This window comes from Mesorhizobium sp. P160187 (assembly GCF_057766425.1).
Genome location: NZ_JBYMDX010000003.1, coordinates 1477664 through 1493759, shown reverse-complemented (window position 1 = coordinate 1493759; position 16096 = coordinate 1477664). Strand labels below are relative to the sequence as shown.

Annotated in this window: 13 protein-coding genes and 2 pseudogenes; 6 read left to right on the top strand and 9 right to left on the bottom strand. The window is 63.8% G+C overall.

Features of this window, described 5'->3' with window-relative positions; translation table 11 throughout:
• A complete protein-coding gene (locus AC3CCE_RS10635; RefSeq protein ID WP_023668638.1) occupies window positions 1-1725 on the bottom strand; it encodes a heparinase II/III family protein in 1725 nt (574 codons plus the stop codon).
• Window positions 1726-1942: 217 nt separating this feature from the next.
• A complete protein-coding gene (locus AC3CCE_RS10630; protein WP_488377134.1) occupies window positions 1943-2797 on the bottom strand; it encodes a helix-turn-helix transcriptional regulator in 855 nt (284 codons plus the stop codon).
• A gap of 159 nt (window positions 2798-2956) precedes the next feature.
• On the opposite strand from AC3CCE_RS10630, the gene AC3CCE_RS10625 reads away from it, so the two are divergent.
• A complete protein-coding gene (locus tag AC3CCE_RS10625) occupies window positions 2957-3814 on the top strand; it encodes a phytanoyl-CoA dioxygenase family protein (RefSeq protein WP_460222900.1) in 858 nt (285 codons plus the stop codon).
• Window positions 3815-3833: 19 nt separating this feature from the next.
• Here the strand turns inward: AC3CCE_RS10625 and AC3CCE_RS10620 are convergent, their stop codons facing one another.
• Both AC3CCE_RS10620 and htpX read right to left on the bottom strand, forming a co-directional pair.
• The gene (locus AC3CCE_RS10620; protein ID WP_352626001.1) at window positions 3834-5219 is read right to left on the bottom strand and encodes an RsmB/NOP family class I SAM-dependent RNA methyltransferase; all 1386 of its coding nucleotides are present in this window, start codon (window positions 5217-5219) and stop codon (window positions 3834-3836) included.
• A complete protein-coding gene (htpX, locus tag AC3CCE_RS10615) occupies window positions 5210-6235 on the bottom strand; it encodes a zinc metalloprotease HtpX (protein ID WP_023700198.1) in 1026 nt (341 codons plus the stop codon). The genes AC3CCE_RS10620 and htpX overlap by 10 nt, the downstream gene beginning before the upstream one ends.
• 105 nt (window positions 6236-6340) lie before the next feature.
• Between htpX and AC3CCE_RS10610 the strand changes: the two genes are divergently transcribed.
• Window positions 6341-6547: a DUF1674 domain-containing protein gene (locus AC3CCE_RS10610; RefSeq protein WP_023688862.1), complete on the top strand. Its 207-nt coding sequence runs from the start codon at window positions 6341-6343 to the stop codon at window positions 6545-6547.
• A 118-nt stretch (window positions 6548-6665) separates the two neighbouring features.
• On the opposite strand, the gene AC3CCE_RS10605 is transcribed toward AC3CCE_RS10610, so the two are convergent.
• Window positions 6666-7331 carry an HAD-IA family hydrolase gene (locus tag AC3CCE_RS10605; RefSeq protein ID WP_023668644.1) on the bottom strand — a complete coding sequence of 222 codons (666 nt, stop codon included), beginning with the start codon at window positions 7329-7331 and terminating at the stop codon, window positions 6666-6668.
• A 178-nt stretch (window positions 7332-7509) separates the two neighbouring features.
• Between AC3CCE_RS10605 and AC3CCE_RS10600 the strand changes: the two genes are divergently transcribed.
• On the top strand, window positions 7510-8379 hold the full coding sequence (locus AC3CCE_RS10600; protein WP_023688863.1) for a transglutaminase-like domain-containing protein: 870 nt from the start codon (window positions 7510-7512) through the stop codon (window positions 8377-8379).
• 387 nt (window positions 8380-8766) lie between these two features.
• Entirely contained in the window at window positions 8767-10035 is a 1269-nt protein-coding gene (locus AC3CCE_RS10595) for a class I SAM-dependent methyltransferase (protein ID WP_352512146.1), read from the top strand.
• A gap of 66 nt (window positions 10036-10101) precedes the next feature.
• On the opposite strand, the gene AC3CCE_RS10590 is transcribed toward AC3CCE_RS10595, so the two are convergent.
• Window positions 10102-10839 (bottom strand): MOSC domain-containing protein, encoded by a 738-nt coding sequence (locus AC3CCE_RS10590; protein WP_023726118.1) that lies wholly within the window; start codon window positions 10837-10839, stop codon window positions 10102-10104.
• A gap of 9 nt (window positions 10840-10848) precedes the next feature.
• Complete coding sequence (gene acs / locus AC3CCE_RS10585; RefSeq protein WP_352626000.1) at window positions 10849-12804, bottom strand: acetate--CoA ligase; 1956 nt, start codon at window positions 12802-12804, stop codon at window positions 10849-10851.
• Between the two features lie 305 nt (window positions 12805-13109).
• Here acs and AC3CCE_RS10580 point away from each other — a divergent pair, with 305 nt between their 5' ends.
• Complete coding sequence (locus AC3CCE_RS10580) at window positions 13110-13382, top strand: usg protein (RefSeq protein WP_023668649.1); 273 nt, start codon at window positions 13110-13112, stop codon at window positions 13380-13382.
• A gap of 59 nt (window positions 13383-13441) precedes the next feature.
• On the opposite strand, the pseudogene AC3CCE_RS10575 reads toward AC3CCE_RS10580, so the two are convergent.
• Together AC3CCE_RS10575 and AC3CCE_RS10570 are read right to left on the bottom strand one after the other, a co-directional pair.
• Window positions 13442-14476: pseudogene (locus AC3CCE_RS10575) on the bottom strand (aldo/keto reductase).
• Between the two features lie 43 nt (window positions 14477-14519).
• Complete coding sequence (locus tag AC3CCE_RS10570) at window positions 14520-15701, bottom strand: MFS transporter (protein ID WP_286439538.1); 1182 nt, start codon at window positions 15699-15701, stop codon at window positions 14520-14522.
• Window positions 15702-15827: 126 nt separating this feature from the next.
• Between AC3CCE_RS10570 and AC3CCE_RS10565 the strand changes: the two are divergent.
• A pseudogene (locus AC3CCE_RS10565) lies at window positions 15828-16073 on the top strand (LysR family transcriptional regulator); the annotation flags it as partial.
• Window positions 16074-16096: the final 23 nt, after the last annotated feature.

Below are 16096 nucleotides of genomic sequence, written 5' to 3'. Positions count from 1 at the left end.
TCAGCTGTGCTCGGGATAGCCGGCGATGCCGGTGCGCGTGAGCTGCCAATGCACTTCGGCGATCTCCGAGGCCTTGAAGGCGAGCACGATCTGGCGGCTGCGGCGCGGGCCGCCAAGGCCGGCGAAATAGATCGATTCCTCGACCTCCGGCACCACTTCGGTGCAGGTGAACACCCAAGTGTCGGCCTGGTCGGCGGTCAGCACCAGGCGGTCATGCTCGTCCTGCAAAAGGTTGATGTCAGGGTGGATGTGGAAGCGCACCACGACGAAGTCGCGGCCATTGTTGCGGATCGCCGCACCGCCCGGGCGGAGGAAGCGATCCCTGCCGGCGAGCACATTGCCCTCGCTCGACAGTTTCAGCTCGCGCTCATGCAGGAAGCCAAAGCGCTGCATATAGCCGTCATGGCGGGCGATGAAGCCTTGCGTGCCCTTCTGGTCGATGCGCTTGCAAGGCACATGCTGCGGGCCGCCGAGCAAGGGCGAGCCGAGCAGGTCGTTGACGCGCAGCGAATGGGAAAACCGCGCCGACGAGGTGTCGTTGATGGTGGCGGTCGAATGCGCCGCGGTGGCACGGGCCAGCGGTCGGAACTCGGCGGCGCCATAGGTGTCGATGCCGGCATTGACGATATAATGCTGGCGACCGGACGAGAGTTCGAAGGCCAGGCACCCGGCATGCGCGGCGTTGGACACATCGACGGCCGGCGACGGGCCGGTATCGGCAATCACCGTAACGCCGCCCATACACAGCCGCTCATAGCCGGAATGCGGCGCGTGCAGCAGCGGCGCGCCGGCGGTGTCGTCGTGGCGCAAGATGGTGGCAATGCGGTCGTGGATGGTCGCGCCCATGCCGTTGAAGCGGGCCAGGCTGCCATCCTGATGGCGGAAGAAACGGAGCGCCGGCAGCATGCGGTCGATGGCGCCCATCAGGGCTGCCGGTGGCGTTTCGGCCTGGTTGGCATAGGTCTGACGCAGCGGCAGGAGATCGGCGAGCAGTTCGAGCACCGCCATCGGGTTGCGCGAAATATGGCCGCCGTCGGGAAGGATCTGGCGGTCGAGTTCTTCCGCCAGGTTGCGGGTGGCGCCGCGCAGTGCCGAGGCCGGCGCAGGCAGCGACAGCGCGGCGAAGGCAAGCGCGATACGAGCGCGCAGCCTGTCCTTGCCGTCCGGCATCTCGCGCGCCATCGAGCGGAGATAGCGGATCTGCACGGCGAGCGATTTCAGGAAGGCGCGATAGAACGGAAATTCGGCCCCTTGTAGGACAACCGAGGAGTGTTGCAACCAGGCAATGACTCGCTTGGCGGTGGTGCCGGGCTCCCAGGCTATGCCGGAAATCTGGTTGCCATGCATGGCGATCCAGTCGGAGACAAGCGCGCGTGCATTGGCGGCGGCCAGCTCGGTGCCGGCGGCGCGCATATGGCGCAGCCAACGGAAACCGTGCAGCGTCTTCACCCAGCCGCGGTTGGCGACGTCGATCTGGAATGGTGACTTGCCGCCGGTCTCGACCAGATGTCCCGACAGCGGATAGCGGCCATAATAGATCTCGAGCGCGATCTGCGGATCGGCGAGCCTGAGGTCGGGCGGTGCGATCAGGACGCGTTCGGGCGTGCGCCCGGAATAGCGCCAGCGATAGACTGGCCCTGCGCGAAGGCGCCGGCGCGTCTTGCGCCAAAACTCCTTAGCGACAAGCGTCCACAGACGTGTCGTGCTGCCGGCAGCCAGTGCCAAAACCCCTCCTCGTCGCCTGGAGCTAGAGCATGCTGTCGTCCGAAAACCGCGTCGCAGGTTTCGGCATCATGTTCCGGTACCCCAGCACAAGCTTATATGATTCAAGAACTTATGCGAAGTCGAATTCCGCCGACGTGAAGCGCCTCACGCTGCCGGCCACCGACCCACCCCGAAAAAAGTCAAGCGCTTCGCGGGCTTAAGCCCGGCAATCCGGCACTCACTTGCGGTTGTGGCGAGACCGAAATTCGCTGGGCGAACAGTTTTCGCGGTCGCGAAACAGACGGGAGAAATAGAAGGCGTCGTGGATGCCGACGGCGGCCGCAATGGACTCGATGGGCGAATCGGAGGCGGCCAGCATCTGTTTGGCGCGGTCGAGCCTCGTGCGCAGTTGGAAGGCCTTGGGCGACATGCCGGCTGCCCGCGCAAATCTGCGCCGCAAGGTTGCCGGCGACATCGAGAATTTCGCGGCGAAGGCATCGAGATCCACCGGGTCGCACGCGCAGCGGCGCAATTCGTCGATGATGGGCTGCATGTCGGCATGCTGGAAGCCGGGATTTCGTTGACGGTTGTTCCAATCCATTGCCTGGCGGGCAGCACGCACGACGATGCGATGCATCGTGGCGGCGGCTTCTGCCTGGCTCAGCATCGTATCGAGCGACAGCTCACCGTGCAGCCTGTCGAACAGCCGCTGCATTTTGCCGAGGTCGCGCAAGGGGACGACAGGGGCGTCCTCGGCGATCAGCCGCAGCCGGGTGAAATCGCGTATCAAGGCCCCGTCGAAGAGCGCCCAGCGTTCGAGCCAGCCCGATGCGTCCGGCCCGTAGGAATGCATTCTCCCGGCAAGCAGCCAGAACAGGGCCGGCGCTTGGATCGTCTGCATGCCGGCAGTCCTGGTTTCAAGCCAGCCTTGACCGTTCTCAATCAGCACCACGGCGAATTCCGGCAATTTGCGCGCTTGGATCGCCTGAGTGACGCGATGCCGACCAATCCCTGTAACCGACAGGCCGCCGGCCGCGGCCGGTGCGGATCTGTAGAGTGCGTAAGAGAGATCGTTCATGAGCGAAAAGTCCATGGCTTCGTTCTGTCCATGGGCGAGTCTGCGAACAGTATGACATTTCCAGCTAAGGATGAAAAATCGCAGGTGGCTGAAATGTCAAGCTCAACAGGTGGCACGCAACGACAGATTCCTGTTGCGTCAATCGATCTGAACGCCAACGGCAAGACATTATCGATGGCGCCGAACCGGTTGGGTCATCTCGTGCCAACCGACGCCGGGGTCGGCATCGATGCCATTCGCGGCCTCCTTGCCGAGCAAGGCTATGTCTGGCTGAAAAGTATGCTGCCGCGCCGCGACGTCATCGATTTTCGCGGCTGGGTGTTTTCGTATCTGGCCGACACCGGCTTGCTGCAGCCCGGGTCCGATCCCGCGCTTGGCCTGGCGGCGGCCGCCGGCACGTTCGACCGTCAGCTCGCCGATCGCCGGTTGATGGCGCTGGTTCGCTCCACCGCCTATGAAGGGTTTTGCGCACAGCCCCGGATGGCGCGGCTGATGGATGGGTTTGTCGGCGGGCTGTCCTATTTGCACAAGCGCAAGATCATGCGCTTCACCCAACCGGGCACCGCCGTGGCGACGCCGGCGCATTACGATCTCGTCTATCTTCGCGGCGGCACCAGCCGCATCGTCACGGCCTGGATCCCGATCGGCGACGTTCCCGTCGACATGGGCGGCCTGGTCTATCTCGAGGGATCGCACGCCATCGGCCTCGACATGGAAGCCCGGTTCGCCAGGGACAATGCCGGGCTGAGCCCGCAGGAGCGCATCAGCGCCTACAACAGGAACATGAGCGAGGGCGGCTGGGTGTCGAAGGACCTGCCCGACATGGCGGAGCGGTTCGATACACGCTGGCTGATCGCGGATTTCGAGGCCGGCGATGTCGTCCTCCACTCGCCCTATATGATCCACGCCTCGACGACCAACCAGAGTGCGGAGGGGCGTATCCGGCTCTCCACCGATATCCGCTACCAGAATGTGGATGATGAGATCGATGCAAGGTGGGGGAAGCACTGGAGTCTGAACGACATGCTTTAGGCATGTCGTCGCGTCGGAGTCAGGCCAGACGTCGCATGCGGGCTGCGAAGAAGCCGTCCAGGCCGGAAACCCCTGGCGAACCACTGTCAAGATCGGCGGGTGTGGTGCGCAGCGTGCCTTGCGGGGTCAGGAAAGCGTCGATGCCGGCGATTTCGCCGGGCTGCAGTGGATCGTCGGCGACGGTTTTGTTGCCGGCCAGAAAGACGCGATACAGATCCTCGCCTTCGATCGGGTCCAGCGAACAGTTGGAAAAAACAATCCGACCGCCCGGTTTGACCAAAGTGACGGCGCGGGCGAGCAGCTTTGCTTGCAGATCGGCTAGCTTTTCGACGTCGGCTGCCGTCTTGGTCCATGGCACGTCGGGGTGGCGCCGAACCGTGCCGGTGGAAGAGCAGGGCGCGTCGAGCAGGACGGCGTCGAAAAGCTCCGCCGGCTGGTATTTCAGCAGATCGGCCTGCACGATCTCGGCGGACAGCCCGAGCCGTCCGAGGTTCTGCGTCAGCCGCGCCAGCCGGTTCTTCGAGGTGTCCACGGCGGTGACTTTGGCGCCGGCAAGGATCAGCTGAGCGGTCTTGCCGCCGGGGGCGGCGCAGAGGTCGGCGACGCGTAATCCTTTGACATCGCCGAACAGCCGCGCCGGAAAACTGGCGGCGGCGTCCTGGACCCACCATGCGCCTTCGCTGAAGCCCGGCAGTTCGGTGACGGAGGCGTTGAGCTTTTCCACTCGCACCGTGCCGGTCGGCAGCACGATGCCGCCGAGCTTTTCGGCCCACAGTTCGGGATCGGCCTTGACCGTGAAATCGACCGGCGCCTCAACGCGATGCGCCGCCAGGATCTGTCTGGTCATCTCGGCGCCATAGGCGGCCTTCAGCCGGTCGGAGAACCATTTTGGCGCCTCGTCGGTGGCGGCAAGAGCTGCCGGCAGTTCGGTCTCCTTGGCCCGCACCAAAGTGCGCAGCACGCCGTTAACGAGGCCGGAAAAGCGCTGCGTGCGTGGGTCCGACTTGGCGTGGGTCACAGCCAAATCGACGGCGGCGCTGTCGGGGATGTCGAGGAACAGGATCTGCGCCGCCGCAACATGCAGGATGTGCGACAGCGCTGTGGCGTTGGGCGGCAGCGGCTTTTCAAGGCGGCGGGCGAGGAGCCCGGCAATGGTCATGCGGTAGCGCAGCGCGGTTACCAGTATGGCGCGCACCAGGCCGCGGTCGCGCAAGTCGAGCACCTTGTATTGCGGATGGCCGTTCTCGTGGTCCGTCAGCCCGTCGAGCGGCGTTTTGGCGTCGATAACGGCGGCCAGCAGCCGCGCCGCGGCCTTGCGCGCGGCGAGGCCGGCGACGAATTCGTCCGAGCTGTTTTCGCGATCGCCTGAATGTGCGGGCCGGGATCTGGCGCCGCTCACGACCACGGACCTTTGGGTCCGGTCGGATTGCGGCCCCACGGATTGGCTTTCGGCTTGGCCGGTTTGGTCGGCTGCGTGGGGCGTGCTGCCTTGCCCCACGGACCTTGCTCGGCATCGGCCGGCAATTCTTCGATCGGCTCTGGCGTCGGCGCCTGGCGCGGCGCCGGCTGGCGGCCTGCCATGTCGCGCGCCATCGCCTGCAGCGCGGCGATGCGGTTGTCGGTGTTCGGGTGGGTCGAAAACAGGCTGTCCATTCGCTCGCCGTGAAGAGGATTGATAATGAAGAGATGCGCGGTCGCGGGATTGCGTTCGGCATCCGGGTTGCGGATGCGTTCGGCGCCGCGGGCGATCTTGTCAAGCGCTGATGCCAGCCAAAGCGGATTTCCAACGATTTCGGCGCCGCGCCGGTCGGCCTCGTATTCGCGGGTGCGGCTGACCGCCATCTGCACGATCATGGCGGCGAAGGGCGCGACCAGCATCGCCACCAGCACGCCGACAAAGCCGAACGGGTTGTTGTTGTCGCGGCTGCCGCCGAAGAAGAAGGCGAAATTGCCGAGCATCGAGATGGCGCCGGCGAGTGTCGCGACAATGGTCATGGTCAGCGTGTCTCGATGCTGGATGTGGGCCAGCTCATGCGCCATGACTGCCGCCACCTCCTCATGCGACAGGCGCTCCAGCAGCCCGGTCGAGGCCGCGACCGCGGCGTTCTCGGGATTGCGGCCGGTGGCGAAGGCGTTCGGCTGCGGATTGTCGATCAGATAGGTCTTGGGCATCGGCAGGCCGGCCTGCTTGGCCAACGCCTCGACGATGGCGTGGAATTCGGGCGCGTTCTTCGCGTTGACCTCGACGGCGCGGTTCATCGACAGCACCATCTTGTCGGCATTCCAGTAGCTGAACAGATTGGTGCCCGCGGCGACCAGGAAGGCGATCATCATGCCGCCGGTGCCGCCGATCAGAAAGCCGACGCCCATGAACAGCGCCGTCATCGCGGCCAGAAGCATGGTGGTGCGTAGCGTGCTCATCATCTGCTCCCTGTGCGGCCGTGGCAAAACAAGGTCGATCGGGGTGAACTCATGGCTATATGATGGGAAACGCCGCCCTTTGTTTCAATCCGCCCGGACTATCGCATGACCGACCAACCCAGCAAAGCCGATGCCGACCGGGAGAAGGACCTGACGCCGGCGGCCAGCCGAGCGCTGGCTGAAGCCGAGGCGCGCCGTGAAGCGTATCGCCAGAAGGAAGCTGCGTTGCCGAAGGAAATCGGCGGCCGCGGCGGCAAGGAACCCGGCCGCTACGGCGACTGGGAAGTGAAGGGACTGGCTAGCGATTTCTAGGGGTTCAGGAACGGAAGAACTGGGGAACTGGTGAGCTGAAGAGTTGAAGAAAAAGGCGCACAGCAGTTCTCCAGTCCTCCAGTCCTCCAGTCCTCCAGTCCTCCAGTCCTCCAGTTCCTCAGGCCGCGCTGCGCTGTGCCCCCAGCGTCATCCAGCCGCTGTCATCGATGGCGATGGAGACGGTTTCGTAGCCGCCAATCGAGTTGTGCTGAGTCGTCATTGGATGCTGGTGAGTGGCGCTGATCACCATCACCGACGCGCCCGCTGCTTCCGCCGCCGCGATACCGGCCGGTGCGTCCTCGAAGACCAGACAGTCGCCGATGTCGACGCCGAGCCGTTTTGCCGCCAGCAGGAAACAGTCGGGCGCCGGTTTGCCGTGCGACACATCCTCGGCCGCGACCACCAAGGCGGGAACCGGGATGCCGGCGGCCCGCATGCGCAGCAGCGCCAACGGGCGCGGCGCGGAGGTGACGATCGCCCAGCGCTCGGCCGGCAGCGCGTTGAGAAACCGTACTGCGCCGGCGATCGGCAGCACGCCTTCGACATCGTCCGACTCGGCCTGCAACAGCACAAACGCCTCATGAACAGGGTCGACGCCGGGAAGCGCCAGCCTGGTGATGGTCTCGACCGCCCGCACGCCATGGATCGTCGGCAGGAAGGCTTCGACGTCGAGACCGTGCTTAAGCGCCCACGCCGCCCAGACGCGCTCGGCCGAGGCGATCGAATTGAGCACCGTGCCATCCATATCGAACAGGAACGCGGCGAATTTTCTGCCTGCAAACATCAGATTTTCCACGGGTTAGGGATCGTTTCGGGAGGTCGAAACATGTCGTTCGACCGTAACGTCGCCACGCCTGCCTGGGAAGCCGCGGGAGAGCCTTTTCGATAGTTCCAGGGAACCATGGTCCCGCCTCTGGCGTTTTGAGCATACTGTTTTCCACGGGATCGAAGGGGCAATCATTGTGCTGATCCGGCTCGGCTACGAAATCGCCATTGAATGCGTCGGCGCCACGCCGGTCATCTCGCTGCTTGATATCCACAGGGATCGTCAGGCCGACATCAAACGGCAGACGCGCGTGCTGACGTCGCCTTCAGTGCCGAGCAAGGTCTATCACGATCTGTTCGGCAATACCTGCCGCCGCTTCACCGTACCCGCCGGCAGTTTCCGCATTCTCTATGACGCAGCCGTCGAGGACAGCGGCGAGCCTGACGCGGTCAACACGCTGGCCAGGGAAGTGCCGGTGGCGGAACTGCCGGACGATGTGCTCGGCTACCTCCTCGGCAGCCGCTATTGCGAGACCGATCATCTGAGCAGTCTGGCCTGGCAGCTTTTCGGCCATGTTCCCTCCGGCTGGGCGCGGGTGCAGGCGATCGTCGACTATGTCCACAACCGGCTGTCCTTCGGCTATGGCTATGCGCGGTCGACGCGTACCGCAGCCCAAGCGCATGAGGAGCAGGTTGGTGTATGCCGCGACTTCGCCCATCTGGCGATCACGCTCTGCCGCTGCATGAACATCCCGGCCCGCTATGTGAACGGTTATCTCGGCGACATCGGCGTACCGGCCGACCCGGCGCCGATGGATTTTTCAGCCTGGATGGAAGTGTTCCTCGACGGCAAGTGGTACACGTTCGACCCGCGCCACAACAAACCCAGGATCGGCCGCGTCGTCATCGCGCGCGGCCGCGATGCCACGGATGTCCCGCTGCTGCACAGTTTCGGCCCACACCAACTCTCGCTGTTCAAGGTCTGGACCTACGAGCAGGAAGGCAAGCTGTTCAATCCGCCCTATCACGGCGTCGACAAGACGATCAGCGCGCGGATGCTGGCGTGACCGGATTCTGATCTGCTTCGACACACAATCCGGAAATGGAAAAGGCCGCCGCTTCTTGACGAAGCCGGCGGCCTTCCGTGTTTCCGTCCGTGGCGCGGCCAATGGCGGCGACCGAGGTCACCCGCCGCGCTTATCGCGCCTTAACGGGAAGACTGCTTCCCGAAAGTGCAATCCGCTGAGGCCACGTTCTGGAAAACGAAATCACTCGACATCGGATCACCTCCTTTCGATTTGTTGAACACGTACAGATGATGGGGTGCGTTGCAGCAAAAAACAAGATGCCGATTTGAAATAGCTGGCGAGCCGCCTTTTGCGCCGGGTTGCGAAGAGCCGCGAGGGCGGGCAAAATCCATGCAAGGTGGATTGTCAGGACTCGGGAGGATGGCCATGGAGGCAGCCGAGAAGGCCGCGCGCATCGTGCGAACGGTGATCGAAACGCTGAAGCCGGGTTTTGCGGTCAAGCTGTGGACCGGCGAGCGGATCGGTCCCGCCATCGGGCCCGTGCTCACCATCAACGACCAGGACATCGTCTGGCAGGTGGTGAAGCGGCCATCGCTGTCGACGCTGATCGAGATGTGGATCTCCAAGACGATAGACATCGAAGACGGGACGATTTTCGATTTCTACGCACTGCCGTCGCAAGGCAAGCTCAGGACCAAGCTCAAGTCGCTGCCGAAGCTGGCGATCCTGCGCGACCTGCCGGCGGTGCTCCTGTCACGCAAGCAGATGAGTGCACGCACCGATCTGTCGGGTCGCAACCCCTATGTCAGCGGGTCGAGCCAGGAGGCGATCCAGCATCACTACGACATTTCGAATGCCTTTTACCGGCTCTTCCTCGACGAGCGCATGGTCTACAGCTGCGGCTACTTTAAGGATTTCGCCGATGGCATCGACCAGGCGCAGGCCGACAAGCTCGACCATATCTGCCGCAAGCTCAGGCTGAAGCCGGGCGAAAAGCTGCTGGACATCGGCTGCGGCTGGGGTGCCATGCTGATCCATGCGGCCAAAAATTACGGCGTCGTCGGCCATGGCGTGTCGCTGTCGCAGGCGCAGACCGATCTCGCCCGCGAGCGCATCCGCGCCGAAGGGCTGCAGGACCGCATCACCATCGAAATCAAATCCTATACGGAGCTCAAAGGCTCCTTCGACAAGATATCGTCGATCGGCATGTTCGAGCATCTCGGCCTCGCCAACCACGCCACCTATTTCAAGACCATCCATCGCTTGCTGAAGCCCGGCGGCATCTATCTGCACCACGCCATCACCAGGCGCAGCAAGGGCGACTTGAAGAAAACCTTGCGCAAGGGGCCGGAGTTCAAGGCGCTGCTCAAATACATTTTCCCAGGCGGCGAACTCGACACGATCGGCATGACGCTGGGCAATCTGGAGGCGCATGGCTTCCTGGTCTACGACGTCGAGAATCTGCGCGAGCACTATGCGCGCACCTGCCGGCTGTGGGCCCAGCGGCTACAGGCTCGCTTCGACGAGGCGGTCGCCGAAGTCGGCGAGGCCAAGGCACGGCTGTGGCTGCTTTATCTCACCGGCTGCTCGATCACCTTCGAGCGCGCCTCGGCGCAGATTTTTCAGACCGTCGTCACCAAACGCGCACGCGGCCCGAGCGGGCTGCCGCCGACACGGGCGGATCTGTATCGGTAGGGATAGGATTCGGGGCCGAACCCCACGCTTTCCAAGGTCTGCGATTCGCTGCCTCGCGGTAGAGGCCTACACGAACCGCATCGGCGCGCCGATCTCGACACGGGCAGGCCTGTCCACAGTGCAATAGACGCCGAGATTATGGGCGTTGTGGCGGACCAGATTGCGCAGGATGCCGGGATCGTGGTCGAAGCCGTCCTGGCTGATGATGGTGAAGCCGCAGCGGCGGCACGGCTCCGAGACGGTCACCAGCAGGTCGCCGATGGCAAGCTTGCGGCCAATCCATTCGGTCTCGGGAAACGAGCCTTCGACCGCCGCCATGTCGACGACGATGTTGGGGCGGAAGCGGCGCGGATCGGGAATGCCTTCGGGGTGCAGCGCCTTGAGCCGGGCCAGCGATGCGGTGGTCAAGAGATGGATCGGCGCTTTGCGGTAGCGCGCCGCGGTCAGCGGGCCGGTGTAGCCGGGAGCGTTGTCCTGGCTGAACGGCCGGATCGAGGCGGCGAAGCCGAGATAGGTCGAGACGGCGCTGTCGCATTCAGCGCCCGGCGCTACCAGCCAGTCGCCGTCGGGAACGGCGATCTCCAGCTTGCGGTCCTTGCTCAGCCGGGTGCGGATGCGCGGCACCTTGTGCCACTTGGCGTCGCGGTCGGGCCGCGCGATCTCATTGTCCGAGACATCGACAAGGCCGAACAGCCGGTCGCCGTCGATGGTTTCAAGGCCGACCGAAATGGCGTCCTGGCGTTCGCCGGCAAGCGAACTTGCAGGGTAACGCCAGAGCTCCGTGACTGCGCCCAGTGCAGCCATCAAATCCCCTCAGCCCTTCTTGTTCTGGCGGTTGGCGATCAGATCATCGACCACGGCCGGATCGGCCAGTGTCGAGGTATCGCCGAGTGCGGAAAAATCGTCCTCGGCGATCTTGCGCAGGATACGGCGCATGATCTTGCCGGAGCGGGTTTTCGGCAGTCCGGGCGCGAACTGCAGCTTGTCGGGCGAGGCGATGGCGCCGATCTCCTTGCGGACATGGGCCACGAGCTCCTTGCGCAGTTCCTCGCTCGGCTCCACGCCTTTCATCAAGGTAACGTAGCTGTAGATGCCCTGGCCCTTGATGTCGTGGGGATAGCCGACGACAGCTGCTTCCGACACCTTCTCATGGCTGACGAGCGCCGATTCGACCTCGGCCGTTCCCATGCGGTGGCCGGAAACGTTGATGACGTCGTCGATGCGGCCGGTGATCCAGTAATAGCCATCGGCGTCGCGGCGACAGCCGTCTCCGGTGAAGTATTTGCCCTTGTAGGTGGAGAAATAGGTCTGCACGAAGCGGTCGTGATCGCCATAGACGGTGCGCATCTGGCCGGGCCAGGAATCGGCAATGCAGAGATTGCCGTCGGCCGCCCCTTCCAGCACCTTGCCTTCGCCGTCGACCAGCTGCGGTTTGATGCCGAAGAAGGGCCGCGTCGCCGAGCCGGCCTTGAGGTCGGTGGCGCCGGGCAGCGGCGTGATCAGGATGCCGCCGGTCTCGGTCTGCCACCAGGTGTCGACGATCGGCACCTTGCCGTTGCCGACGATGTTGAAATACCACTCCCAGGCTTCCGGATTGATCGGTTCGCCGACCGAGCCCAGCACGCGCAGCGACTTGCGCGAGGTCTTCTTCACCGGTTCGTCGCCGGCGCCCATCAGCGCGCGCAGCGCCGTCGGCGCGGTGTAGAAGATGTTGACCTTGTGCTTGTCGATGACTTCCCAGAAGCGCGACTGCGAGGGGTAGTTCGGCACGCCCTCGAACATCAGCGTGGTGGCGCCGTTGGCGAGCGGGCCATAGACGATATAGCTGTGGCCGGTGACCCAACCGACATCGGCGGTGCACCAGTAGATATCGCCGTCATGGTAGTCGAAGACATATTGGTGGGTCATCGAGACATAGACGAGATAGCCGGCAGTGGTGTGCAGCACGCCCTTCGGCTTGCCGGTCGAGCCTGAGGTGTAGAGGATGAACAGCGGATCCTCGGCCTTCATCTTCTCCGGCTTGCAGTCGCCCTTCACCGTGGCGATCTCGTCATGGTACCAGATGTCGCGTCCCTGGACCCAGCCGGTCTTGCCGCCGGTGCGGCGCACGACGACCACCTTTTCGACCTTGGTGCCGGAATTGGCGGCGATTTCGATCGCTCTGTCGGTGTTTTCCTTCAGCGGGATCGGCTTGCCGCCGCGCAGGCCCTCATCGGCGGTGATGACGAAGGTCGACTTGCAGTCATCGATGCGGCCGGCCAGCGCGTCCGGTGAAAAGCCGCCGAAGACGATCGAGTGGATGGCGCCGATGCGGGTGCAAGCCAGCATCGCGTAGGCCGCTTCCGGGATCATCGGCATGTAGATGGTGACGCGGTCGCCCTTCCTGACGCCGTGCTTCTTCATCACATTGGCGAGCCGGCAGACATGCTCGTAGAGCTCGTTATAGGTGATCTTCTTGTCGTCGTAGGGATTGTCGCCTTCCCAGATGATGGCTGTCTGGTTGCCGCGCTTCTTCAAATGGCGGTCGATGCAGTTGTAGGAGACGTTGGTTTCGCCGTCCTCGAACCATTTGATCGAGACCTTGCCCTCGAAGGAGGTGTTCTTGACCTTGCTGAACGGCTTGAACCAGTCGATGCGCTTGCCGTGCTTGCCCCAGAACTTGTCCGGATTCTTCACGCTGTCGGCATACCATTTGAGGTAGGTGTCATTGTCGATCAGCGCATTCTTCTTCCACGCCGGCTGGACGCGGTGGATCTTCACCTCGGACATGTCTTCACTTTCCTCCCAAACCACCCCGCCGGCTTGACCACAGCCAGGATCACGGCGACGCAGCCGCGAATTCGGCGGCATTATTAACAGTTCCGCGCTGACGGCAACATTAGACGTTGGATTCGCGTGGCGGGATGCCGCAGCTCCCGTTCAGGTTGTATCAGCACTCGGCAGCGGTCGCTGCTAACTGTATGTTTTCGTGCATAAAACCCGACTGGGATCAGGAAAATCATAGACAGTTAAGGAACGGCGCGCACAATTCGGTGTTGGGAGGAATGGAGAATCAACTAGGCCAAGGGGCTGTCATGCGCGATCATTCCGAAATGGACCTGATGCTCAAGGGGTATGGCCTGACCACGGCCAAGATTCTATACCATTTTCCCGACCACCCGCATCTGCTGCAGAGCTTCATCTGGCAGGATTACGATCTGGCGCCGAAGTTTCCGGTGCTGATCAAGTTCATCGAGTTCTGGAAGGCCAGGCTCGACGGGCCGCTGCATTCGATCAGCTACACGCACCAGAAGCTGATCGCGCCGAACGAATGGCGGAAGGTGGATGGGGAGTTCGTGCTGCACTGAGCGGCAGTATAGCTGATCTCCCCCGCGAGGGGGGAGATTGGCAGCTTCAACGTCGGCGATCACACCGCAGGCGGGTTCAGCCGGGCGAAACCTTCCTGGCGGTGATAAGGGAAGTACGGGTAGGGCGCTGTGACCTCGCTTGCAGCGTCGAGTTTTTTGACCTGCTCCGGCGTCAATGCTCAGCCGGCGGCGCCGAGGTTCTGGCGCAGCTGTTCCTCGTTGCGGGCGCCGATGATGACCGAGGACACGGTCGGGCGCCGCAACAGCCAGTTGATGGCGATCTGCGGCACGGTCTTGCCGGTCTCTTCAGCCATCGCATCAAGCGCATCCATGACCCGGTAGAGATGTTCGTCCGCGACCGGCGGGCCGAAATCGGCGGTGTCGTGCAGCCGGCTCTTTTCCGGCAGGGGCTGGCCGCGGCGGATCTTGCCGGTCAGGCGGCCCCAGCCGAGCGGACTCCACACCAGCGCGCCGATGCCCTAGTCGATACCGAGCGGCATCAGCTCCCATTCATAGTCGCGGCCGACCAGCGAGTAGTACACCTGATGCGCGGCGTAGCGCGGATAAGCATGCTTGTCGGCTTCCGCCAGCGATTTCATCACCTGCCAGCCGGAGAAGTTGGAGACGCCGACATAGCGCAGCTTGCCGGCGCGCACGAGGTCGTCCAGCGTCGACAACACCTCCTCGATCGGCGTGCCGGCATCGAAGGCGTGCAGCTGCAACAGGTCGATGTAATCGGTGCCCATGCGCTTCAGGGCGGCGTCGACGGCTTTGATCAGCCGCGAGCGCGACGAGCCGTAGTCGGCCGGTCTGTCGCCCATCGGCAGCGAAGTCTTGGTCGAGATCAGCATCGCGTCGCGGCGGCCTTTGATGGCTTCGCCAAGCACTTCCTCGGAGGCGCCGTTCGAATAGACATCGGCGGTGTCGAACAGATTGACGCCGGCCTCGAGGCAGATGTCGATCAGCCGCCGCGCTTCCTTGGCGTCGCTGTTGCCCCACGCCCCGAACAGCGGCCCGGAGCCGCCGAAAGTGCCGGCGCCGAAAGAGAGTGCGGGCACTTTCAGGCCCGATGCGCCGAGACGTCGATAATCCATTTTATGCTCCTTGATGATGTCGAAGAAGGATTGCGCGTGATGCTCATGACTGGGCGCAGACCGGCGCCCCTATTGTGGGGGCGCGATCGAGGCGCAGCGCCAGGGCAGCGACGCCAAGAGCCACGACCGGCAGCAAAGCGGCGATCCAGGTTAGTGAGCCGAGGCCGAGGCCACGGGCAATCACCGCGCCGCCAAGCCAAGCGCCGGCGGCATTGCCGAGGTTGAAGGCGGCGATGTTGAAGGAGGAGGCGAGGCTCTGGCCCGCGCCTTGCGCCTTTTCCAGCACCCACATCTGCAGCGGCGCCACGGTGGCGAAGGCGGCGGCTCCAAGCAGGCCGACATAGATGACGGCCAGGATTTGGCTGTGGACGGCGAAGGTCATTGTGGCCAGCACCAACGCCAGCACCACGAGGCTGCCGAGCACCGCCGGCACCAACCAGCGGTCCGCGACCTTGCCGCCAAGCAGGTTGCCGGCGATAAGACCGCCACCGAAGACGAGCAGGATCGGCGACACGGCGGCTTCCCCAAAACCGGTGATTTCGGTGAGCAGCGGGGCGATGTAGGTGAAGACGGCGAAGACGCCGGCATAGCCGAGCACGGTGGTGGCGAGGCCGAGCAACACCGGCGTGCGGCGCAGCACGGCGAGGTCGGCGCGCAGATTGGTCTTCTCGGGCGCTTCCTTGCTGCGCGGCACCAGAAGCAGGATGACGGCAAAGGCTGCCAAGCCGACCAGGGTTACGGCCCAGAAGGTGGCGCGCCAGCCGAAGGTCTGGCCGAGCCAAGTGCCGAAGGGCACGCCGAGGATGTTGGCGATAGTCAGGCCGGTGAACATCAGCGCGATCGCCGAGGCTTTCTTGTTGGGCGCGACCAGGCCGGTGGCGACCACCGAGCCGACGCCAAAGAAAGTGCCATGGGCAAAGGCGGTGATGATGCGGGCGCCCATCAGCGTCCAGTAGTCGGGGGCGATCGCACAGGCGAGGTTGCCGAGCGTGAAGATCGCCATAAGGGCCAGAAGGACGGTCTTGCGGGGCCAGTTGCCGGTAGCGATGGTCAAAAGCGGCGCGCCGATGACGACGCCCAACGCGTAGCCCGAAATCAACTGGCCGGCGGCCGAGATCGAGACTCCGAGATCTTTGCTGACATCGATCAGCAGCCCCATGATGACGAATTCGGTGACACCGATGCCGAAGGCGCCGGCAGCGAGGGCGTAGAGGGCAAGAGGCATGGCGGTTTCCAGTTCGAACTCGAACGAGCGCGCTGTCCAGACCCGCGCCCGACCGCAGAGATCGTGTTGCCATGCCTTGTGAACCAGACTTGCCTTGGGCATATTTCCTGTGAAATAGATTCACAAATGGCCAGACCCGATATCAACCGTTCCGGCGAGATCGAAGTGTTCGTCCGCGTCGTCGAGGCGGGCAGCTTCTCGGCTGCGGCTCGCGCGCTGCGGATGACGCCGTCGGCGGTAAGCAAGCTGATCGCGCGGCTGGAGGCAAGGCTCGGCGCGCGGCTGGTCAGCCGCTCGACGCGCAAGCTGCAGCTGACGCCGGAAGGGACGGCCTTCTATGACAGCGGGTTGCGCATCCTGGCCGATATGGCGGGGTTGTGTGCGTCAAGTTCTGC

Bases quoted from the DNA above. Each gene is read 5' to 3' on its own strand.
- AC3CCE_RS10580 (WP_023668649.1), top strand. From the start codon at position 13,110: ATGCGCGATCATTCCGAAATGGACCTGATGCTCAAGGGGTATGGCCTG.
- AC3CCE_RS10605 (WP_023668644.1), bottom strand. From the start codon at position 7,331: ATGTTTGCAGGCAGAAAATTCGCCGCGTTCCTGTTCGATATGGATGGC.
- AC3CCE_RS10625 (WP_460222900.1), top strand. From the start codon at position 2,957: ATGGCGCCGAACCGGTTGGGTCATCTCGTGCCAACCGACGCCGGGGTC.
- AC3CCE_RS10590 (WP_023726118.1), bottom strand. From the start codon at position 10,839: ATGGCTGCACTGGGCGCAGTCACGGAGCTCTGGCGTTACCCTGCAAGT.
- AC3CCE_RS10570 (WP_286439538.1), bottom strand. From the start codon at position 15,701: ATGCCTCTTGCCCTCTACGCCCTCGCTGCCGGCGCCTTCGGCATCGGT.
- htpX (WP_023700198.1), bottom strand. From the start codon at position 6,235: ATGAGCACGCTACGCACCACCATGCTTCTGGCCGCGATGACGGCGCTG.
- AC3CCE_RS10610 (WP_023688862.1), top strand. From the start codon at position 6,341: ATGACCGACCAACCCAGCAAAGCCGATGCCGACCGGGAGAAGGACCTG.
- AC3CCE_RS10595 (WP_352512146.1), top strand. From the start codon at position 8,767: ATGGAGGCAGCCGAGAAGGCCGCGCGCATCGTGCGAACGGTGATCGAA.
- AC3CCE_RS10630 (WP_488377134.1), bottom strand. From the start codon at position 2,797: ATGGACTTTTCGCTCATGAACGATCTCTCTTACGCACTCTACAGATCC.
- acs (WP_352626000.1), bottom strand. From the start codon at position 12,804: ATGTCCGAGGTGAAGATCCACCGCGTCCAGCCGGCGTGGAAGAAGAAT.